Here is a 19729-nt window from a genome sequence, read left to right on the forward strand (position 1 = left end):
AATTAATTTTCTAACGAACCAATGACATCAACATCCACGCCGGATGCAACATCGCCATAAGAGAGCACTTCCATTTCCGGATAGCTTCCTTCAATGATTTTTTTCACAAAGCGACGAATATCCAGTGACACCATCAAAATAATATCGCGAGCGTTAGCGCCATTGCTGCTAATGCACTGCTCGAGGCTTCTGATAATACTTTCAGTTTCCGGTGGCGGCAGATTGATAAATGTCCCGCCAGAAGTTTGGCGAATTCCACCACGAACCAGGCTTTCCATATCGTGCGACATAACCAGGGTACGAATCTGCCCGTTGGCCGCAAAGCGGTTAGAGATATAACGTGATAACACGCTGCGAACGTGCTCCACCAGCATAATAGGGTCCTTTTCCTTAGGCGCCCATTGAACTAAGGCCTCAAGAATCAGACGCATATTGCGGATAGAAATACGCTCCTGTAATAGCCGCTGGAAAACTTCGGTAATACGCTGCACGGTATTATTTCGATAACATTCTTTGAGTAACTCAGGATATTTTTTCTCCAAATCGTCAAGCAGCGTTTTGGCCTCCTGAATGCCGAAGAACTCGGAAATATTGTGCACCAGCAACGTTGAGACGCAGGCATAGAACTCATCGATCGCCATTCTTGAATAAAAACCAAGCTGTAAGGCGGTTTCACTCCGTTCTTCAGGTATCCAATAAGCGAAACCCTGAGCCGTTTCTACCGCCTGCACGGTAGAGTCAATAACCTGCAGCTCGTCACCACGCATCAGCACTTTGCACATGCCCGGTAAAATGTCATACGTGGCAACCTGAATTTCATTGATTGCAACCGTTAGCTTGCCGCGCACCATTTGCTGGTCGTAGTTCATCACCACTTCCGGCAGACGAACGCCGTACTCAATAAAGAAATTACGTTTGAGCAATGAGCACAAATTATGCTCCTGGAAATAGTCCTCGTAGCCTTTCCAGGCGGTAATGATGAGCGGAATCGTTTCTGGAATATACTCCCCGTCGATCATCACCGGTTTGCTTCTCAGTACCGGTTCTTCATCTTCCTCTACAGAATTAACTGTCGGCTTTTTACCTTTTTTAGCATCAAGCTTATCCTTGATGAATATGCCTAATAGTAAAGCTGCCAGCAGAACGAAGACCGGCAACGGAAAGCCCGGCAATAGCCCCAGAGCAATAGCCAATACGGCCGTAACAAGCAGGATAAATTTATTATGAAACATATCCTGCAAGATTTTTGCGCCGAGGTTCGTATTCTCACTGTTATTTACGCGGGTGACGATCAGGCCGCCGCTTATGGAGATTAACAGCGCCGGAATTTGTGCAACCAGAGCATCGCCGATGGTCAATAAAGTAAACACAGACATCGCATGAGATAAATCCATGCCGTGCTGTAATGTGCCTACCGCTATTCCACCCAATAAGTTCACGAAGATTATAATGATCCCCGCGATGGCGTCGCCCTTAATAAACTTCATCGCACCATCAAGCGCGCCGTATAACTGGCTTTCAGCTTCAAGATCGCTGCGGCGACGCTTGACTTCTTTTTCATCGATAACCCCTGCCTTGAGGTCAGCATCAATGCTCATCTGTTTGCCCGGCATGGCATCTAAAGAGAAGCGAGCAGCCACTTCCGCGATGCGCTCCGACCCTTTAGTGATGACGATAAACTGCACGATAGTCACGATAAAGAAGATAACAAAGCCCACCACCAGGTTATCCGCAATGACGAACTCCCCGAAGCTGGCAATAATTTCCCCGGCGTCGGCATCCGCCAGCACCAGACGACTGGTACTGATAGAGATTGCCAGACGGAATATCGTACTAATGAGCAGAATTGATGGAAAAGTCGAAAAATCCAAAATCCTTGTAATATAAAAAGAACCCAAAAAAATCAGCAGTGCCATCGTCAGGTTAAGTCCAATAAGGAAATCAACCAGGTATGTCGGCAACGGGATAATCAACATCACCACGACCATAACCATTATCGTTAAGATAATAAGCTCTGGCCTGTTACGAATTTCGAGAATAAATCTTCTAAGCATGAGTAGTTGCACATCTATCCATGGCAGACAAACTAGTTTGCCTGCGACTATTTGTAATATTCATTCCAGATGCCGGTATTTTTCTCTTTTTCGAGCATTTTACGCAGCAAAGCAGCCAGATGATTGACAATAACTTCCCGATATAGCGTATCGACGAAGAGAAACTCAGGCGTCATATTATAAACATTGCGCAGTTCTTGAATGACCATCGACCGCTGCTTGAGCAGCAGCAATGACATAAAGTTTTTACTGAACTCTTTTAACGCCAATTTAAAGTCGTCAGTATCCACCAGGCCCGCTATATAAAGCCCTACAATATCCGCCTCGCCCAGCATCAGCTGATTGTTTCTCATCTGTCCCCGAAATGGGAACTTAGCAAAACTTTCATTTAGCAGCTGGTCCAGCGTGTGGAGCAGGCGTGCATCGGAGAGTTTTGCGCTGAGTGGGCCAAATTCAGAAGAATGAATACCGGGTTCATTGGCCTTCATATCAGCAATCAGCGCCGACAGCGTGAAGGCCAATAAACGCGTTCTGTTCTGATAACCGTAAACATCAATCCAGTCTTTGTAGATAAAGCCTGCGGGCATCTCTAGTTCAAGAAAATTAAGATAGCTATTGCGCAGGTCCTTTGCCGACAGCGGTCTGTCACCGCTACCGTCACTGAACCGTTTTGCCAGGCGACCTACGTTCATTCCTGACTGCATTTTTTTGGTGTCGCCAAATTTTTCTAAATCGGCGATCGCTTCTTTGATTTTCTTCTTCTGAAGTTCAGACAGCTGGCGGCTCAACAGCATTTCACGCAGCGCGAGCATTAAATCGCTGTCATTCGGGAAAAGCTGGCGGGCGAAGTTCAATAGGTTATTGAGATCACGCAGTTTGGCCACATGCTTAATTAATGTGTCCAGCTTTTCATCTGCCAGATCCTCAAGCATAGAGGAGACAAAATCGTTATCTGTGCTGTCGTTTTTACGCCCGGCTTTGCTAAAGCGACCAAATGCGCTGAGGAGATCGGCCATTTCCTCTGCGGCATTACTCATCTCTTCCTGCAAATTAACAGGCAGAGCTTCTTCGCCCGCATCAAATACGGGCTGGCCTGCGGCGCTACGATTTTCCGGGATTTGCGGTTCAATGCGATTAAAGTCAACGCCAGCAACAGAACGAATGTCCATAACTCACCTGGTCCTTAATTGTTTTTCATCGTTTCACGTAACATGGAGACCGTCGATTTCAACGTGACCTCGTTCCCCACCCATGTTCGGCCCAGCACGGGGTTATTTTCCTCCGGTCCCCGACCCTGCCAGGTTTCGCCGCTTGCCAGTAAACCTGGCTGAATGAGGAATAAGCGAACCATTTTCTTGTGGCTGGTATAGCTGTAATCAAACAGCTTGCCCAACACAGGAATGTCGCGCAGGAGCGGGATGCCCACGCTGTGATGTTCATCCTGGTTGCGGCTGTAGCCACCGACCAACAGGCTATATCCCACGGGCACGCGCGCCTCGGTACTTATCTGGGTGTTATTCACCATTGGCAGGCTGTCGACATTTTCGGTTTTACCCTCAGAGTTGAGAGGCAGGCCGCCATCCTGAATATTCAGGATCATCTCAATCTCCTGCTGGCGCTGCGCCAGACGCGGCAATACGCTAATCATGGTGCCGTAGGTAATCTTTTCGAGTGAGGAGTTACGCTCACCTACCAGCTTGGCGTAAAAGCTGCTGTTATTATCAAATAGCGCCGGAACATTTTCCTGAGTCAGGATCTCCGGACGTGAAACCACCTGCGCATTGCCTTTTTGCGCAAGTGCGGATACGTCCGCCAGAAAATGAATGCTGTTTTCCGGAGTCAGCGAACTGGTATTAAAAGTCACCCCGGTATTGCCTATTTTTGCCGCACCCTGCCAGCGAATCCCCAGCTCGTTAATATCATCCTTCGAAATATCAATGATCCACAGCGACAGCTGTATCTGCTGTTTAGGGACATCAATTGCGCTGACTAAATCCTCAACAAAACTCACCTGCCTTTCGGAACCCTGAATGAGCAAGCTGTTGGTATCCGAATAGCCGACAATATTGATCGACGATTGGCCGAGGGAATCTGACTCGTACTCCCGCTTCGCCGATGACCCCGAATTAAATGAAGGCAACGGCGGAAAATTTCCCTTTTGTGTGGCCGAAGCGGCCTCAAGCGCGCCTCGCGTATCATTATCTACGGTGATGTTCGCCCCGGCCGGGGCTGAACGTCCGCCACGGCTATCGCCTGAATTATTCAGCAGCTGGTTCAGCACCGTCGCAACGCCCGGCACGGTGATAGGGCTGTCGCGCTGGGTAAAAGTGCGATCGTTCACAAAAGTGTTTTTAAGCTTGATCACGCGGATCGTGTTTTCACCCGTGCCGGGACGGGCATAGGTTGCATCAATATACTTTGCAGCCGCCGCGATAAGTTCGACATAGACCGGCGGCCCTGAGACATAAAAAGAGCCAGAACGCCCGTCTGAACGCAGCGGGAAACGAGCGTCGTACAGCCCTGACGACTTGATAAATGCAACCAGCCGGTCAAACGGCGCATAGGACAAGCGCACAATGCTGCTTTTGATTTCGCTGGCATCGTAAACGTACACGGAGCTGCCATCGTCATACCAGATAAGCCCGGTACGTGACGCTAAGGTATTTAACAGCGCCTTCGGCTTACTAAGATCGAAATTCCCTGAAACCCGCTTTTTGGCCGCCTCCGTACTGACAACAAAAGGTTTATTCAGCGCGCCACCGATCACAAAAAATAGCTGTTGAACGCTGTTATTACTGGCGACATAGGTATTTTCGTCATCCCGCGAACCGTTACGGACATCGACTGGGCCACCCGAGTAATCCTGGGTATCCAACAATGCGCCGACCGCCGAATTACAGCTCAATACTCCCAGCAATAAATACGGCAGATAGCGGACCGGCAATTTCGCAACCATCTTATTCATGAAGCAAGCCTTCCAATTTTTTAAACTCCCTCGGCGTAATGCCAAACAGTGATTTTATTTCACTCGAAAAATGAGACGACGACGCATAGCCGTTATTTCCTGCGATAGCCGCAATTGAGTGATCTTTTTCAATCAACTGCAGGGCACTGTGCGCCGCTCGCCAAAGGCGTAACTGTTTTTTTGGCCCCCGGGTAAAAGCATGGTGGCAAAGCTTCCTGAAATAGGATTCAGATACGCCGTAGATCTTACTGGCATTACCAATCTTATGACTGTCACTCTCTTTATCTTCATTCATTACCTGAGATAACAGGAAATGGGCAATCCAATAGCTTTCGACATTCCTGACAAACGAAAAGAGATTTTCCAGGCGGCGATCCTGGGGCTTTAATAATGTAAAAATCAACATCCCCATCAGCGATTTGCATTCATCGCCCACTAAAATTGCCAGATTCCGCTCGGTATGCATCAGTAACGAAGTATTCGTCTCCCCCACGCGCGCCTCGGTGTTAACGCTGCGAGATTTAGCCTGATAATCCAGGAATGAAAACAGCGTGGTGGCCTGTGACATCGACAGTATTTCAACCATCCAGTCACCCCGGAATGCAATCTCCATGTTATCCAGGGTCGATAGCACAATGGGTTGAAGAATATTATTCAGACGATCGTCATAGTTCTCCCTCAGTTCACCTGAGGGAGATACGCTCATAATGGACTCACTATTTAGCGGTCGAGCAAACAACACGCCGTTATTTAAATCGATACATGCGTCACTCACGTAAAGCGGCATTTCCGCATTTGCGCTATCATTTACGCGTTGCCGCATTATGGTTTTCTGATGGCATTGAGCATTGCTAACTAGCATAGTTTTCTCTTACCTCAGTTTGTGTTTAGAAATAATATTTAAGCACTCTAATACAGCGCCTCTAAGTGCCGGTGAATTTATCAGAAAATTCTTGCTCGTCAACGCAAGTCGAAAGAGATAAAAAAAGAATAAACACCATAAAGAAATCTTCAACAAAAAATCAACAAACAACATTGAGTTTAATAATTAGTAGCGCTACAGTGCGTCACCTGAACGGATGTGTGTTATCCATATACTGTCAAATAAACCCATCGCTATGGAATAATGTTTTTCATTCGCGAGGCACTTCATTGCTTTTCAAATCGTTTCTATTAAATGGAACGGCTTAGCATTAGGAAGTTGTAGTGCAGATTAAAATAAAATCACACGAGGCATGCTCGTACGATTGCTTGTTTTACATTATTAATGGCCCTTTCTATGAACAGCGACATGAACGAATTAAACGATGATATGCCTGTACCAGAGGCACTGAAAAAATTCACCCTGAAGGTGCTGTTTGGACCCATGTTTGGCTGTGAACTCCACCTTCCAGCAGACGATTACTTTCTCATCATCAACCCGGGGCTTGCACTCCAGGATAACGCCACGGGAACGATGTCGCCCGGAGAGCATGCCGCAGCCTACACGCAGAATACGCTTTACCTACCCTGTGATATGCCGTCACCCAACATTATCTTGCGTTTGTCGGCTCTTTTCCAGGATGAAGAATCGGAAGAAGGATATCGTCTTGAAGTACAGGGGGTCGATAGAAGCTACCCGGCGCTGCTAAAGGAAAATGAAGTTTTCGTGCATGAGCACATCCGCTTTGCCATCAAACGTAGCGAAGATGAGTGGCCTGAAGATATTAAAAACTTCAATCTTCCCCCGACCCTCGATGCTGAATTCAGCGAACAGGAAAAGCTGGAAGAGTTTAATGCAAAAAAAAATCATGCTCTTGTTTTCGGTTCAATTATTCTCTTACTCCTTGTGATTACCGCAGGCGTTATCTGGTATAAAAAACTGGAAAGCGATCGCCAGGTTTTAACATTAAATGAAGCACTGGCGGGCGCACCGATGCCTGTGGATATTGTTCGTGGCCGTGATAATAATCTTATCTACGTTCTTATTCAGAACTTTCAGGCAATGGAATGGACGCGGGAAGCACTGTTCAAATTGCAGGGCAAGGACAGCGTGGTTCCTGTTTGGTTAACGCAGCAAAGAAATGAAGTCATTACGCAGCTGGCGAATGCGGGTTACCCCGTTTTACAAATTGACTATTCCAAACCTCAGCACCCGACAATTGCACTTTACAGAGGATTAACCCTACAGGAAGAAAAAAACTTCAAGGCTATTGTTTTACAAAAAATCCCTTTTGCTCTCGACATCAAAGTCCTGGTAAAAACTAAAGCTCAGTTATTACAGGAAGCTCGCCAGGGCCTTGATCGTTTGCATATTTACTACCGCCAAATCAATTCCACTAGCGGTTATGCTTTGGTGGTTCGTGATGCCCTGAGCGACAGCGCTCTACGTTCTTTGCAGCATTTCATTAAACAGTTCAATCACCAATGGGGAAACCGCGTGATTAATTTTTCAATTAATCTCGACGAAAACTGGTTACAGGATAAGTCATATATTGACTCTTCTAATGGCTATCTGTTTTTGAACCCTCGTCATTGGTACTTTCCCCTAAAACAAGGAGACTTAAATGGCTAACACAAACGCGTCTACTGTGGATAACAATGGCTATTATCTGGATGAAGTATCTGCCGGCTTCGAAGCAGGTGCTAAAAAAATGATGGACGAATTAGCTAAAGCTGAAATTGAATTAAAAGCCGACCCGTCTGATCCAGCCGTATTGGCCAATTATCAGTCGAAGCTACAGCAATACACGCTGTTTCGTAACGCCCAGACAAGTACCGTAAAAGCCTATAAAGATATTGGCGCGGCCATTATTCAAAACTTCCGTTAATTAACCCGGGTACGTGTCGCTCTCGTACCCTTTTCTACCGTGGAGTAATTATGAGTCAATTTAATGAAGCCCTGTCGGCATTAACCCGGCTCTCGCCAAATACCATCAACCCTGAAGATAACCTATCCGTAAGCGTTCACGATCGAAATTTTAATAATTTAGTGTCCAGCACGTTTACTAAAGTCAGCGAAACCGACGCGCAGTTTAAAAATGTGATTAATACCCTTAGCCAATCTCCGCATTACACCAGCAATCCGGAGAAGCTACAGATGCTACAAAACTATATTGGTGAATACAGTAACTACGTTTCCCTGGTGAGTACTCTCGCACGCAAGGCGGTGAGCACCATAGAAACCCTGGAAAAATCGCAATAATGATGAACAAATATTTACGCGTCCTCGCTGCCGTGCTGTTAACTTTTATGCTTAGCGCCTGTAATGACGAGAACCTACTCTTCAACCTTACTCAGGAGCAGGCCAACCAGGTTCTGGCTATTCTGCAGCAGCATAATATTTCAGCGAAAAAGGACGGCAATCTTAAGGCTGGCTATACCGTCTCGGTCGGGGAGTCTGAAAGTACCGCCGCGCTGTCTATCATTAATCAGTACCAGCTGCCGTGGGCCGCTGACGTTCAGATAGGGCAGGCTTTTCCGGACAGCTCTCTGGTTGCTTCACCCAACGCCGAGCAGGCTCGCGTACTCTCATTACAGGAGCAGCGGCTTGAGCAATCGCTGCGCATGATAGCTCAGGTCGTTAATGCGCGCGTTCACGTCAGCTATCCCCCCTTTAATAACGATACGAGCGGAAAAAAAGCCACCGGCCACGTCGGCGTGCTTATTTCCTATAAAGGCGAGATTGACGATAATTTGTTTATCTCGCAGATCAAAACGTTAATCAAAAATAGTTTCGATGACGTGCGCTACGAGAATATTTCGGTAGTTCTGTTCCCCGCCCCGGTTATCCAGTACGTTGCGCCGACCAAAGTACCCGCCAGCATCCCTGCCCTGTGGATTATCCTCTTTTCCGCGATGGCTTTGTGCGCAGCCGGCACGGCGGGCTTCATGCTCTATAAGCTTAGCCGCCGCCCGCCTTCAACCCAGGATAACGCTGCCGAATTGATTGAAGACGAGGCCGCAAAATCATGAGAGTCGGAGATCCGCGCATAATGTCCATTTTATACGCCCCGGCAAGCTACACGCATCGCAGCCACCTGCCGGAGATATTCCGGGCGAGTGAAATCCGAGCGGAAAGGCTACTTAATTTCTGGCTGCTGAGGCACGGCAAACTCTCTGACCTACCCGCACGCTGGCAGCCCGACGAAGCCACGTGTTCGCTATTGCTTTCGCACTGGCATCTGATCCCCCTTGCTGCACATTTGGTTGGTGGCTATCTGCAGCGGAACAGACTGCCTGAAATGGGCGCTGTGCTGATGTCTGATCCACGTCTGCTGGCCTTTATCTCTTTGCCGCTGCTTCACGAGGTAACGCTTGATGAAGCCGATACCCCGTTTGATACCGCTTCCTGCGGCGCAACGTTCCTTCTGGGGCAGTTCCCAGGGTTACCTGCCGCGCTGCGACAGCGTCTGATGCTGCACTTCCCTTCCGGCATGGCGCTTGCGCAATTCGCGGCCCCCAAAACGCTAAACCACATTAATTTGCTACGAATGGCCTTCATCTATGCGCACCATTATTATTAATGAGTTACCCGAAGATCTGCATCGCCTCGCGGTGATTAAATCTTCTGAGCGAACCCGCCATCAGCAGATGACCGTGGCGCTGGAACGTACCCTAAATCGCTGCAGTGAAATTCATGCCGAGTATGAGTTACAGACGGTCAGGCTGCGTGAAAGCTGTGAAAGGCAAGCGTTCCAGACCGGCTTTGAGCTATTTTTCTCGCAGCTGGTGACGCTGCTTGACGAGTATCAGCGCCAGCAGCAAAAGCGGCAGGAGGTTTTTCGCCAGCAGATCGCCACGGCGCTCAATCAGTCCCTACACGATCCGATGATCGTTGAGCGCATTATCCATCACCTTCAGGAACAGTGCGGGCATCAGAAAGCGCTGCGCATCATTATTCCCCGAGCGGTAAAACTGCCGGACGGCGCGGATATCTCGAACTACCTGTATACCGATGATAATCACATCACCGTGCAAAATGACATGGATGCGGTGCGCTTTCCTAGTGAAACGCTTTGCCGTACGTGGCTACAGCAGGCGGATGAAAAGACCGCCGGTTTTAATGAAACTATCAACAACCTGACGCCCGACATGCTTCGCAATCTGGCTGGGAAACTCATCGCTATGAGCCACCGGATGCCTTCAGAAACCGTCAACTCAGATAAGGATGAAAACAATGAGTAGCATCAACAGTATTGCCTCTTCCTCACCGTACGTTAAAGACGGTGAATCGTCGGAGGAGAGCTTTAACGATAAAGTGCTCCACTATTTCCAGCAAAATAAGCCCGACGACAAGCTTAGCGATATGATGGATCAAATGCGGGCACTTTCCCCCGATAAGAACGTATCGATGCATCAATTGAACGAGGCGTTGCTCTATTCCGATACCTATTTGCGCAATACCGATGAGTACAAAGATTATGCGAACAACGTGCTGGACAAGCGCACCTTCCAGCTGCTCGGCGTGAATATGTTTTTTAATAATATGATGTATAAAAGCTTTACCGAGACCGACAGCGATCCGTCGTTATAATCTTCTTTGCTATTAATCCCGGCATAGTGCCGGGCATACAAATCATGAAAATAAAATCATTTACGCCCGTTGCTTTAACCTTGTCTCTTTTGTTCTCCCCTTTTGCTACAGCACAAAAGGTTGATTGCATTGTCGAAGCCGCGCAGTGCTTCCAGATTAACCCTCTGCTGATTAAGGCTATTATTTGGCAAGAGTCCAGAAACCGTCAGCAGGCTATGAATCGCAATACAAACAGCACCGTTGATGTTGGCATTATGCAAATTAACACGGTGCATTTTAAGGCCTTAAAGTCACTGGGCATTGATGAAACGTTGTTGCGAGAGAATAGCTGCGCTAATGTTTTTTCAGGTGCCTGGGTGCTCAAGCAAAGTATTGAGCGCTATGGCTATACGTGGGATGGAATCGGTAACTATCATTCTAAGACGCCGGTGCATCATGACAGGTATGTCAAAAAAATCATTTCCCTGATTGCACATCAAACAGCGGTCATTGATAAAATAGAAGTGGCCAGACAAGAAGGCATCCGCGAGCGTTTCGTCTGTCGATAACGAGGAGTAAGAAATAACGCAAGCATCTTACTTGCGTTTTTGCATCAGAATGATGAGGCAGCAAAGTCGATAAACTTCAACAGGTGAACGACTAAAAAACCACTGACAAAAAAAGTTCATTGCGCTGTTTAATTGTTGTCTGCTAATAAATTTCAAAACAATAATATCTAACGTTATTAATTATTTTGAAGGTATTTCTTGTAGCGTGACGCATTGGGCGCTTAACAAATTCTCTTTAGGATGGCAGATTGCTCCTTCAGCCGAATTGCAACAGTACAAAAAATTATTGCCAACCGGCGAGACAAGGTTAGCTAATGGCATCTGGTCAATATAATTATGATTTTTAATAAAATCCAACGGGTTACTTCTTGCTGTCATGGCAACAAAAATAAGACTAAAAAAAAGCGCAGCTACTGCACTTAAAAATAACGCCTGCGGCGAAAACTTCTTTCTGTCTGGCACCACCCTGGGAACAGAATAAGGGATAACCGACATCGAATTAGCACTCACGGGAATGACGTTAATCATCGACTGGGTTGAAAAAGAAACGTTATCTACTTCGATGTTTCCGGGAAAAGATGACTCAAAGCCAGGTTTATCGGGTTCCGCTTCAGGCTCTTCCCAGCAGGGTTCGGCTGTGAGTTGATACCCCAACTTTGGGATAGTGAAAATAATACTTTTCGTATCATCTCCCAGACTTACTCTTAAAGAACGGATCATCTGTGCTATACTTTGCGAAGTCACATAACCGCCCCCCCATACTTCAGCAAGAAATTCAGCCTGAGAAACCGGTTCAGGATATTTTGCGCAAAGTAATGCAAGCACATCTGACTGCTTTTTCCTTAATTGTATAACGGTATCGTCTTGTTGCAGCGTTCTGGATTTTGGATTAAATGTGAAATTAAGAAAGTAAATTTTTCCTGCATTTACTACGCATTTTTTCATTTTAAATCCCTTTGGCGTTTAGCTTTGTGAGTGAAGGTACCTTCAGGAAAACGCATGAGTGAATTTCTCAATCCATGATCTTAAATATCTCCTGCCAAACTTTTCAGATGACAAAAACCCAACCTATCGATAACTTTAATTTAACAAATTGGCGGGAAATAACGTCTTCTTCATCACGATGTAGACAACAGAATTGATCTCGATGCGAATTTACAGTGAATGCAATAATACAGTACCATTCAAATCATAACATGTGAAATTGTTTTCAACGATCGATGTATATTAGCCAATAGCCAAAACAAATCACTCGGTTTATTTTAGGAACATATTTTTAGTCAATTCATCCTTATAAGAATCATTGGAAAAGGACGTCCCTGTCGCCACTGAAAGTAAAGTTTTCACGTTACATGAACATTTACTTTTTCCTGAATGATAACTAACAATATGAATATTTATTATGAGAAGGAAATACTTAATACACCCTCTTTTTTGCAGGCAGCAAAATAACACGCGCTGGCAGGACGCTCTATCAAAAAACGCTTCAAGCGATCCTACTGTTGCGTGATGATCAATGTTGCCGAAGCATTAAAAGCACCTGTTTTTATATCTTCATAACTGACCGAGGTAGGTTTCACTGGTGTAAAACTCAGTGGTACCGAAATACTGCCATTTACCACACTGAGCTGCTGCGTGTTACCATTGGTAACGATATTCCCGTTCCAACGCATGACGACCCCGAGATTATTGTTACTGGTAGTAATAGCATTATTATTCCAGGAGGTAGGAGTTGTGTTCATCTTTACCTCAAAATCAACTTCATGGGTGACATCACAGGTTATGTTGAGGCTTTTTTCCACCGTCTGTGCGGAAGTTCCTGAGCTTTGAATCTCACTTCTTTCAAGCTCTCCCAGTTCAACTAACAACATCTCTCCGGAGAGGATTTTGCACGTTGACGTGTTTATATCAACATCGTTCGCTGCAATGAAATACCAGATGTAATAGTTTTGCGCGCCGTGGTTATTTCTCTGGATAAACTTAATCTGCGCAAGCCTGTCTCCCCGCCTGATCTGCAACGACTTCCCCATGCTGGTTAGCTCGAAATAAAGCTCTACGGGTAAGCTCTTAGTTTCCTGGGCATTGAGACTAAAAATCTCAACTTCAGGTACAGGTTCCGGATAAACCTTTCCTGAAATGATAACGCCGCCTTTAAGATCCTTGAAGATGGCGGAATTGAGGCTCATTCCGTTACTGGCAAGCCACATGGAATCGACCCAACCGCCGTCTACAGAGTCGTTCTTGCAGCTGATCTGCGAACGGAGATCGACAATCTTGTTTCTACCGGTATTGACGTCCGGGCTGACGTTTACGTTAACGTCAGCATCTCCGCCGTTCCAGCCAATGGAATTACACGAGTAGGCCCATGCGCCCTGATGCACCGCCAGAAGCATAATAAATAAGGGTAATTTCATATCTGAATGTGATTCTCCTAGGGATAATTAAGCTCGAATGTCGCCAGCGCCTCAAATGCTCCACGACGCAAGGTATGTGCGGCCAGCGCGGAAGGTTCTCCAATAACGTAACCGTACAGCACAAGGTCGTTGGTTCCGCCGGCGAGCGTGAAAGCGGTCACGGTCTTATTGAGCGGCAAAGGTGTGCCGTCCTTCTGCTCCAGGCCAATCGCGATGCCGCTGGCGGCCGAGTTGCTAAGCGCCAGAAAACCCGGTAATTCCTTGCTCTGCGTCCCCTTAAACGTGACCTCTACCTGATTACCCAGGCTCAGATCGCACTCCAGAAGCCTGAGGGTGAAGGGCTGCGCGTGGGTGCGGGTGTTAAGGTATAAATAGGTATCGATTACCGTGCCGAAATCCAGGGTAATATCCGTCGTATTCGGATCCAGCTCGCAGGGATCGGCCACCAGCGTCCCGTCAAATTTCAGGTTGTCGCCGGTGACTTTCAGGCCACCGTTTCCTGCCGCCGCGTGCCCGGTTAAAGCCATCATAAACAACAGCATACCCACGCTGCGTCCGGCTAACGTTCTACTCCCCATTTCTGCTCCTTATAAATACTCGGCCAGCAGCGTTGCCGTAGCGGAAAACGCCCCTTCGCCCAGCTCATCGATGCCGGGATCTTTTACCGGCACAGCCTCAAGCGTGGGCGGATGCTGATAAAGGATGTCGAGGGGTTTGTTAATCTCCATCGGCTGACCGTTCTGTTTAATCTGGATCCCTAGCCCACGGATATTGGTGGCGAGCGCGCTACGGTCAAAGGACGTTGCGCTGCCGTTTACCGCAAGGGTCAGGCGCCACGCCGGGTCAACATCGTCACAAATCAGTTGCCAGGCGATAGCCTGCTGGTAACGCACCCCGTCAACCTTATGGATGCCAACATTGTCAAAGTGGATGTTTACATCGCGATCGTTATTGATGTGGCACGGATGGATCCTCAGCGTACCGTGAAAGGAAATGTCGTTACTGTCGCCGGTTGCTGTGGCATGCGCCGACGTGAGCTGAACGCCTGGCCCGGACAGCAGTAGCGCCAGCGCCAGGCTCCTTCCGCAGCCGCCGTAAACTTTGTTCTTCACCCTGATTGCCTCAGTTATAAGCCACTTTTAACGTGGCGCTGGCGTTGAATGCCTGTCCGTCCTGAAAACGTGCGCCGCTCTGTTTTTCCAGCACGGCATACAGCGAAGGCTGGCTGGCGTTATCGAAGTTGAACCATTGATTTACCGGCAGCGTTTCGCTTCCTTTAAGCAATTTGATGCCAAGCCCGCTGGCATCGGTTTTTAGCTGTTTCCCATCAAAGCTGGCGGCGCTACCGGCAATCTGCATTTGCAGCGTTTTACCGTCCGGATCGCCTTTGCAGGTCACCTGATAGGGAACAGGCTGTTTATAGGCCTCACCAATAATTTCATTGATATAGACGTCACCGAATTCCACCTTAATAGGGTCAGATCCGCTAAAAGTACACGATGCGGTCGCCACCACCGTGCCGGTAATGCGAACATCGAGATTACTGGAGCCCGCCGCTGCCGCATCACCCGCCAGCAGCATTCCCGTCATTGCGAACAGGGCCATGGCTCCCCATCGGGCAAATATCATCTTTGGATCCTTAGTCATAATTCAGCCTGAAGCCGACCGTAGCCTGCCATGTCCCCGCCGTTAAAGGGGCCGGAGTGCGTTCGGGCTGCACGTAGTAGACCAGTGCATCATTGGTCGGGGTGACAAACTGCGGCAGCGTACGCTCGCCTAATCGCACGTCACGCCTGGCGCTATCGGCGATCCTCAACCCCAGCCCGGTGAGGCCGTTCACCTGCACCAGCTCGGGGCTATCGGCATCCCCGGGGGCCAAAAAAGTCACGCTGACGGCCGGCTGAAGCGAATCCCAGCTGCTGTTCCCGCTCCGCGTATTGAGCATCTCTGACCCGCTGCGCACGCAGTCACGCAACCTCAGCGTAAAGGCTACCGGCTCACCACGATCGCCCGGGTTTCGCAGCGCCTCGGTCGATGTGTTGCCGAGACTGACTTCCTGAGTTTGAGAAGTCATGTCGAGGCGGCACGCCCCCTCGACAAAATCGCCCGAAATATGCAGTGCCCCGTTTACGCCTTCAACGTTCCAGTTGTCGGGCAGCGCCCAGGCCGCCTGCGGCAGTACCAGCGTCAAAGCCAGGGCGCTGGCGGCGCGGTTGCACCCTACCAGAACGTGGTAATTCCACTTGTTTTGCTTCTCCATCAGCCTCACCCGGCTTTACTCCCGGTGACCCGGCAAACGTTGCCCGCGCAATTGAAGATAAGCTTCGGTCGCCCGCCGTAGTCGTTAATCCATGCCAGCATCGGTTTCTGTCCCAGCGTCGATGCCTTGATGTTCAACAAAGCATCTGAACGAGGGGCAATCATCACCGGATCGAAGCCGGCAATCGGGGGGCCGTCCGGGTGTTTGTATGCCCCGGCCAGGGTCACGTAATAGGGGCCGGGATTAATAACGCGGTATTTATCGCCTTCTCGCTTAAGCGTAATTTTTCCCTGCCACACGCTTTCGCCTTCGGATCTATTGATTTCAATGGATTCCGGCCGATAGAACAGCTTGATTCGCGTCTGCAGGGCAATCTGCAAGGTATTGGCTTTCGTGCTTTTGGGCGGGATTTCACGCAGATTAAAGTAAAACAGCGACTCTCTATCCTGAGGCAGCGTGCTGGCATTGCCTATCAGCTGCAGTTTCACCTGGCCTTTTGCCAACGGCTCTACTCGCTGTAGCGGCGGAAGCGCGGTCAGAGGCTGGGTGATTTTGTTACCTTGCTCATCTTCTACCCATGCCTGGGCCAGATAGGGCAGCATTTTATTCTGGTTGGTGATATTTAAACTGATCGATTTATTTGCACCGTTAAAGACGGCACGCGTACGGTCAAGAGCAATGGCCGCCGTCGCGCTTTGGCCGCTCAGTACGGCAATCAGGGCGGTGGAGGTCATCGTCAAATAAGAAAAGTTTTTCATCAATTGAAACTCGCTTTGCAGGATGTCGCCGTGCCGTCTTGCGCGGCGACCGAATTGTCATTCACGCTTTTGCCTGATAGCGGGAGGCTTAAGCCCGTACGCTTTGGCACAGCAGCCTTAGATTGTCGGTAGCCGTGGGCAAGGGTTTCGGCAGACTCAGCTCGCACTGGGTTTTCCCGTCCCATACCACGCGCATCGCTTCTCCGGCATTCATTCCGGTTAGCCAAACCTGGCCGCCATCGTTAACGATCCCAGCCTGATGACCGCCCAACCCCATCACTACTGCACCAAACGGCGGCGTAGTGCCGTCCGCAAGACGGACGGTGACCATCGCTTTTTCCCCGGCGATAACGCCGAAGCGACGCAGACCGATCGCGCCTTCGGTCAGGGTGCCCTGCACCACCGAGCGCGTAGCCTCAACGTCATCCGCCAGCTTGTTAACGTCCACGCTAACGCTGCTTCGGTAGTAGCTGCTGATGTCCGACACGACGGCTTTGCCAAACCGGTTAGTCTCGGTAACACCCCCGTATCCCCGCACCGGAACGCCGCTGACGCCCGAGGTATCGACCATCATTCGCGTTCCCCCCATTGTGCTTACACGGTGTAACGCAACGCCTTCCGTGGTGCCGGTGATGCCGCCCTGAGCAGAAAGGCCGACGGAGTGATAGCGGCTACCTTCGTAGCTGGCGTTGACGCTCATTTCCGCGCTATTCCCCTGATGGGTGAAGTAACCGCTGCCCACCGCATTGCCTCTGCTGCCCGCTCCGGCCTTGACCCGATAGCTGTTATTGCTATCGAGGCGGTCGAAATACCCCACCGTAGTGCTATTACCCGTGCTGCCCGCCTGGCTGTCGAAATTCAACGTGCTGCTGTTACCCCACGGCAATGACAGGCTGAGATACATGCCGTCATCGCTGGTGTTGTTATAAAGCGTTCGATAGGCCGACAGATTGAGGCTGACGTTTTTAAAACGCCAGGCATCGAAATAGCGCGATAGGGAGAGGTTGTAACTATCGTTATCCGGGCGGTTCCAGTAGGTTTGGTGGCTATAGTTCGCATAGGCACTCAGGCCCAGACTGCGGAACTGCTTGTTAAAAGCGATGGTGTACAACTCTTTATTGTTGTTACCAACGATGCCGTGATAGCGCACGTTCAGATATTCGCTCATGCTCATAAAATCGCGCTGAGAAAAGCGATAGCCCGCAAAGGTGACCTGGCTGTCGTATTCGTCAAAACGTTTGGAATAGCTAAGACGCCACGAGCTGCCCGTTTTGGTGTTGTCCCCTGGCAGTTCCGCATGGGACTGAGTGACGTCAAATGAAAGCGCCCCTAACGCCAGCAAATCGCGGCCAATCCCTGCCGCCAGCGCGTGATAGTCGTCGGCCAGCAAACTCCCGCCGTACAATGACCAACCGTTATTCACCCCCCAGGAGAATTCGCCGGTGGCAAACCCCGGCCCCTGGCTATCGTGCCGGTAATCTGAAGGTTTACCCAAGGCGAGTTTGTAACGCACGCTGCCCGGGCGCGTAAGATAGGGAATGTTTGCCGTATCCACCTGAAAACTGTGCGAAGTGCCATCCTGCTCCTGAACCTTCACATCCAGCGTGCCTGAAACGGCGGTGTTCAAATCCTGAATCCGAAACGGCCCTGCGGCGACCGTAGTTTCATGGATAACCCGTCCCTGCTGGCTAACGGTCACTTTAGCGTTGGTTTTTGCCACACCGACGACTTCCGGCGCGTAACCGCGCAGGTTTGGTGGCAGCATATTGTCATCAGACTCCATGCTGGTTCCGGTGTAGCGGAAACTGTCGAACATGCCGGAATTGAGGTAGTTCTCACCGAGCATCAGCTTCGATTTTAACGAGGGGATCGCCCGCCAGGCGTAGTAGCGGCTCCACTGCCAGTCACGCTGCGTGTTGTTCATGGCGCCACGGGTATCGTTGTACTGCCCCTGCCAGTCGGCGCGAAAACGCCAGGCCCCCAGGTTAAATCCCGTGGTTCCGTTGCCGCTGAGCGACTGGACATCCCTGCGGCTCGCGCCGGTAAAACTCGACGACTGTCCGTTAAGGTTGTAATCAAAAATGCCCCCGGCAATGCCGTCATCCCAGCGAGCAGGCGGATCCCAGTTGTCAGCGGTATATTCCAGATACGCCTGGGGAATATTCAGGTAGAGCGCGCTTTCGCCTAAATCTGCACGTGCGGTTACCCCCGGCAGGCTCGCGGTATCCAGACATTGCCCGTTGTGCCACCACCTGAGATCGCGCAAAGCAGAAGCTTTTAAACCCAGTTGAGCAATGACCTGTGGCGTAAGGCACACCTGGCTGCCCTGAGGATCGTTGTCCGGTTTAATAAAGGCTAACGTTTGCTCCGGCAGCTCGGCTTTGTTCAGACGGATAACCATCTGATACTTACCCGGCATGATGTACCCTGCCTGAGAAAACTGGCTAAGGTCAATGTGTGAACGGTCACTAATATCGAGGACATCCGTATTGAATTCTATTGCCTCTTTCGCGTATCCCTTTGCCCCCGGAAAAGCCAGCGCTACCACCAGCGCTACAGGACAACGGCGCAGCCCTGCGCCAGCTTGGTATAAAACCTGCCTCATCAAAAATAATCCAGTTTAAAACGCACGGTAGTGGAGTAAGCCCCGGCCCGTAGTTTTTGATGGTTGCCCACCAAACGTAGTGAATAATCAAGGCGCATGGCGCCAGGCTGCAGCAAGCCCGCCTGCGAAGCAATGCCGGGCTGCATACGGTTTCCTGTTGCATCAGAAATCTCTAACCCGATACCTCGAGCGCCACCGTGGAGGGCAAACAGCTCGCCGTCGGTAACGGGACCATCAAAGGTCACCATGAAATGCGACCAGTCCTGCTGGTTAGGAATCAGCTGCTCAAAGGCACAATTTTCCAGATGAATACTGAATGGCTTAGAAGGGCCAGCACCGTCACGAATCACTTGTTCCAGTGGGATAGTAATCAGATCAATCGCCTGCTCCCGACTGGCCACGGCGATCGCGCAAGGCGTGTCGATGATCGAACCCTGCATGCTTACCTTTCCATGTCCCTGATCCGCCGCATTCTTCGCCAGCGCGCCTGGAGAGGCCGGGGATAGCACAAGCCACACAAACAGGGAGGGCACTACAAACGAAGCACTGCTATTCATAGGTATCTCACAAACGAAAACCGTATAGAAAAACGCAGGAGGCCTGCTGCTTG

At 49.6% G+C, this 19729-nt stretch carries 21 protein-coding genes; 8 read left to right on the plus strand and 13 right to left on the minus strand.

What is annotated here, in order from left to right; genetic code table 11:
- Positions 1 to 2: 2 nt before the first annotated feature.
- Genes ACE38U_RS00575 through ACE38U_RS00590 form a run of 4 tightly spaced genes read right to left on the minus strand, consistent with a single transcriptional unit; the run spans position 3 to position 5842 of the window.
- Positions 3 to 2054 carry an EscV/YscV/HrcV family type III secretion system export apparatus protein gene (locus ACE38U_RS00575; protein WP_038482310.1) on the minus strand — a complete coding sequence of 684 codons (2052 nt, stop codon included), beginning with the start codon at positions 2052 to 2054 and terminating at the stop codon, positions 3 to 5.
- A 47-nt stretch (positions 2055 to 2101) separates the two neighbouring features.
- Entirely contained in the window at positions 2102 to 3223 is a 1122-nt protein-coding gene (gene sctW, locus ACE38U_RS00580) for a type III secretion system gatekeeper subunit SctW (protein ID WP_038482307.1), read from the minus strand.
- A 14-nt stretch (positions 3224 to 3237) separates the two neighbouring features.
- Positions 3238 to 5019: a type III secretion system outer membrane ring subunit SctC gene (gene sctC, locus ACE38U_RS00585; RefSeq protein WP_038482304.1), complete on the minus strand. Its 1782-nt coding sequence runs from the start codon at positions 5017 to 5019 to the stop codon at positions 3238 to 3240.
- The gene (locus ACE38U_RS00590) at positions 5012 to 5842 is read right to left on the minus strand and encodes a helix-turn-helix domain-containing protein (protein WP_375528953.1); all 831 of its coding nucleotides are present in this window, start codon (positions 5840 to 5842) and stop codon (positions 5012 to 5014) included. The genes sctC and ACE38U_RS00590 overlap by 8 nt, the downstream gene beginning before the upstream one ends.
- Before the next feature lie 456 nt (positions 5843 to 6298).
- On the opposite strand from ACE38U_RS00590, the gene ACE38U_RS00595 reads away from it, so the two are divergent.
- The 8 genes from ACE38U_RS00595 to ACE38U_RS00630 are packed head-to-tail and all read left to right on the plus strand — an operon-like array spanning position 6299 to position 11082.
- Entirely contained in the window at positions 6299 to 7573 is a 1275-nt protein-coding gene (locus tag ACE38U_RS00595; RefSeq protein ID WP_375528954.1) for a PrgH/EprH family type III secretion apparatus protein, read from the plus strand.
- Entirely contained in the window at positions 7566 to 7829 is a 264-nt protein-coding gene (gene sctF / locus ACE38U_RS00600; protein WP_038482295.1) for a type III secretion system needle filament subunit SctF, read from the plus strand. Before ACE38U_RS00595 ends, sctF begins: the two co-directional genes overlap by 8 nt.
- Positions 7830 to 7879: 50 nt before the next feature.
- On the plus strand, positions 7880 to 8203 hold the full coding sequence (gene sctI / locus ACE38U_RS00605) for a type III secretion system inner rod subunit SctI (protein ID WP_038482293.1): 324 nt from the start codon (positions 7880 to 7882) through the stop codon (positions 8201 to 8203).
- On the plus strand, positions 8203 to 8973 hold the full coding sequence (gene sctJ / locus ACE38U_RS00610; protein WP_038482289.1) for a type III secretion system inner membrane ring lipoprotein SctJ: 771 nt from the start codon (positions 8203 to 8205) through the stop codon (positions 8971 to 8973). The genes sctI and sctJ overlap by 1 nt, the downstream gene beginning before the upstream one ends.
- 20 nt (positions 8974 to 8993) lie before the next feature.
- Positions 8994 to 9524 carry an OrgA/MxiK family T3SS sorting platform protein gene (locus ACE38U_RS00615; protein ID WP_235212897.1) on the plus strand — a complete coding sequence of 177 codons (531 nt, stop codon included), beginning with the start codon at positions 8994 to 8996 and terminating at the stop codon, positions 9522 to 9524.
- Positions 9505 to 10185: a hypothetical protein gene (locus ACE38U_RS00620; RefSeq protein ID WP_038482283.1), complete on the plus strand. Its 681-nt coding sequence runs from the start codon at positions 9505 to 9507 to the stop codon at positions 10183 to 10185. Before ACE38U_RS00615 ends, ACE38U_RS00620 begins: the two co-directional genes overlap by 20 nt.
- A complete protein-coding gene (locus ACE38U_RS00625) occupies positions 10178 to 10534 on the plus strand; it encodes a hypothetical protein (protein ID WP_052049052.1) in 357 nt (118 codons plus the stop codon). Before ACE38U_RS00620 ends, ACE38U_RS00625 begins: the two co-directional genes overlap by 8 nt.
- Positions 10535 to 10578: 44 nt before the next feature.
- Positions 10579 to 11082 carry a lytic transglycosylase domain-containing protein gene (locus ACE38U_RS00630; RefSeq protein WP_038482280.1) on the plus strand — a complete coding sequence of 168 codons (504 nt, stop codon included), beginning with the start codon at positions 10579 to 10581 and terminating at the stop codon, positions 11080 to 11082.
- A 180-nt stretch (positions 11083 to 11262) separates the two neighbouring features.
- On the opposite strand, the gene ACE38U_RS00635 is transcribed toward ACE38U_RS00630, so the two are convergent.
- The 9 genes from ACE38U_RS00635 to ACE38U_RS00675 all read right to left on the minus strand — a co-directional run bounded on the left by ACE38U_RS00635 (position 11263) and on the right by ACE38U_RS00675 (position 19676).
- Complete coding sequence (locus ACE38U_RS00635) at positions 11263 to 12027, minus strand: transcriptional regulator (RefSeq protein WP_081948213.1); 765 nt, start codon at positions 12025 to 12027, stop codon at positions 11263 to 11265.
- A gap of 551 nt (positions 12028 to 12578) precedes the next feature.
- The gene (locus ACE38U_RS00640; RefSeq protein WP_038482277.1) at positions 12579 to 13496 is read right to left on the minus strand and encodes a fimbrial protein; all 918 of its coding nucleotides are present in this window, start codon (positions 13494 to 13496) and stop codon (positions 12579 to 12581) included.
- A gap of 17 nt (positions 13497 to 13513) precedes the next feature.
- Entirely contained in the window at positions 13514 to 14074 is a 561-nt protein-coding gene (locus ACE38U_RS00645) for a fimbrial protein (RefSeq protein ID WP_052049051.1), read from the minus strand.
- Between the two features lie 9 nt (positions 14075 to 14083).
- On the minus strand, positions 14084 to 14608 hold the full coding sequence (locus tag ACE38U_RS00650) for a fimbrial protein (RefSeq protein ID WP_038482274.1): 525 nt from the start codon (positions 14606 to 14608) through the stop codon (positions 14084 to 14086).
- A gap of 10 nt (positions 14609 to 14618) precedes the next feature.
- Positions 14619 to 15143: a fimbrial protein gene (locus ACE38U_RS00655; protein WP_081948211.1), complete on the minus strand. Its 525-nt coding sequence runs from the start codon at positions 15141 to 15143 to the stop codon at positions 14619 to 14621.
- A complete protein-coding gene (locus ACE38U_RS00660) occupies positions 15136 to 15756 on the minus strand; it encodes a fimbrial protein (RefSeq protein ID WP_375528955.1) in 621 nt (206 codons plus the stop codon). Before ACE38U_RS00660 ends, ACE38U_RS00655 begins: the two co-directional genes overlap by 8 nt.
- Positions 15757 to 15761: 5 nt before the next feature.
- Positions 15762 to 16514 carry a fimbria/pilus periplasmic chaperone gene (locus ACE38U_RS00665; protein ID WP_375528956.1) on the minus strand — a complete coding sequence of 251 codons (753 nt, stop codon included), beginning with the start codon at positions 16512 to 16514 and terminating at the stop codon, positions 15762 to 15764.
- A gap of 88 nt (positions 16515 to 16602) precedes the next feature.
- Positions 16603 to 19119: an outer membrane usher protein gene (locus ACE38U_RS00670; protein ID WP_375528957.1), complete on the minus strand. Its 2517-nt coding sequence runs from the start codon at positions 19117 to 19119 to the stop codon at positions 16603 to 16605.
- Positions 19119 to 19676, minus strand: a complete 558-nt coding sequence (locus ACE38U_RS00675; protein WP_176982546.1) for a fimbrial protein — start codon at positions 19674 to 19676, stop codon at positions 19119 to 19121. The genes ACE38U_RS00670 and ACE38U_RS00675 overlap by 1 nt, the downstream gene beginning before the upstream one ends.
- Positions 19677 to 19729 lie beyond the last annotated feature (53 nt).

Source organism: Cedecea selenatireducens, from assembly GCF_042138895.1.
Classification (GTDB): Bacteria; Pseudomonadota; Gammaproteobacteria; order Enterobacterales; family Enterobacteriaceae; genus Cedecea; species Cedecea selenatireducens.

Bases quoted from the DNA above. Each gene is read 5' to 3' on its own strand.
- ACE38U_RS00575 (WP_038482310.1), bottom strand. From the start codon at position 2,054: ATGCTTAGAAGATTTATTCTCGAAATTCGTAACAGGCCAGAGCTTATT.
- sctW (WP_038482307.1), bottom strand. From the start codon at position 3,223: ATGGACATTCGTTCTGTTGCTGGCGTTGACTTTAATCGCATTGAACCG.
- sctC (WP_038482304.1), bottom strand. From the start codon at position 5,019: ATGAATAAGATGGTTGCGAAATTGCCGGTCCGCTATCTGCCGTATTTA.
- ACE38U_RS00590 (WP_375528953.1), bottom strand. From the start codon at position 5,842: ATGCGGCAACGCGTAAATGATAGCGCAAATGCGGAAATGCCGCTTTAC.
- ACE38U_RS00595 (WP_375528954.1), top strand. From the start codon at position 6,299: ATGAACAGCGACATGAACGAATTAAACGATGATATGCCTGTACCAGAG.
- sctF (WP_038482295.1), top strand. From the start codon at position 7,566: ATGGCTAACACAAACGCGTCTACTGTGGATAACAATGGCTATTATCTG.
- sctI (WP_038482293.1), top strand. From the start codon at position 7,880: ATGAGTCAATTTAATGAAGCCCTGTCGGCATTAACCCGGCTCTCGCCA.
- sctJ (WP_038482289.1), top strand. From the start codon at position 8,203: ATGATGAACAAATATTTACGCGTCCTCGCTGCCGTGCTGTTAACTTTT.
- ACE38U_RS00615 (WP_235212897.1), top strand. From the start codon at position 8,994: ATGTCCATTTTATACGCCCCGGCAAGCTACACGCATCGCAGCCACCTG.
- ACE38U_RS00620 (WP_038482283.1), top strand. From the start codon at position 9,505: ATGCGCACCATTATTATTAATGAGTTACCCGAAGATCTGCATCGCCTC.
- ACE38U_RS00625 (WP_052049052.1), top strand. From the start codon at position 10,178: ATGAGTAGCATCAACAGTATTGCCTCTTCCTCACCGTACGTTAAAGAC.
- ACE38U_RS00630 (WP_038482280.1), top strand. From the start codon at position 10,579: ATGAAAATAAAATCATTTACGCCCGTTGCTTTAACCTTGTCTCTTTTG.
- ACE38U_RS00635 (WP_081948213.1), bottom strand. From the start codon at position 12,027: ATGAAAAAATGCGTAGTAAATGCAGGAAAAATTTACTTTCTTAATTTC.
- ACE38U_RS00640 (WP_038482277.1), bottom strand. From the start codon at position 13,496: ATGAAATTACCCTTATTTATTATGCTTCTGGCGGTGCATCAGGGCGCA.
- ACE38U_RS00645 (WP_052049051.1), bottom strand. From the start codon at position 14,074: ATGGGGAGTAGAACGTTAGCCGGACGCAGCGTGGGTATGCTGTTGTTT.
- ACE38U_RS00655 (WP_081948211.1), bottom strand. From the start codon at position 15,143: ATGACTAAGGATCCAAAGATGATATTTGCCCGATGGGGAGCCATGGCC.
- ACE38U_RS00660 (WP_375528955.1), bottom strand. From the start codon at position 15,756: ATGGAGAAGCAAAACAAGTGGAATTACCACGTTCTGGTAGGGTGCAAC.
- ACE38U_RS00665 (WP_375528956.1), bottom strand. From the start codon at position 16,514: ATGAAAAACTTTTCTTATTTGACGATGACCTCCACCGCCCTGATTGCC.
- ACE38U_RS00670 (WP_375528957.1), bottom strand. From the start codon at position 19,119: ATGAGGCAGGTTTTATACCAAGCTGGCGCAGGGCTGCGCCGTTGTCCT.
- ACE38U_RS00675 (WP_176982546.1), bottom strand. From the start codon at position 19,676: ATGAATAGCAGTGCTTCGTTTGTAGTGCCCTCCCTGTTTGTGTGGCTT.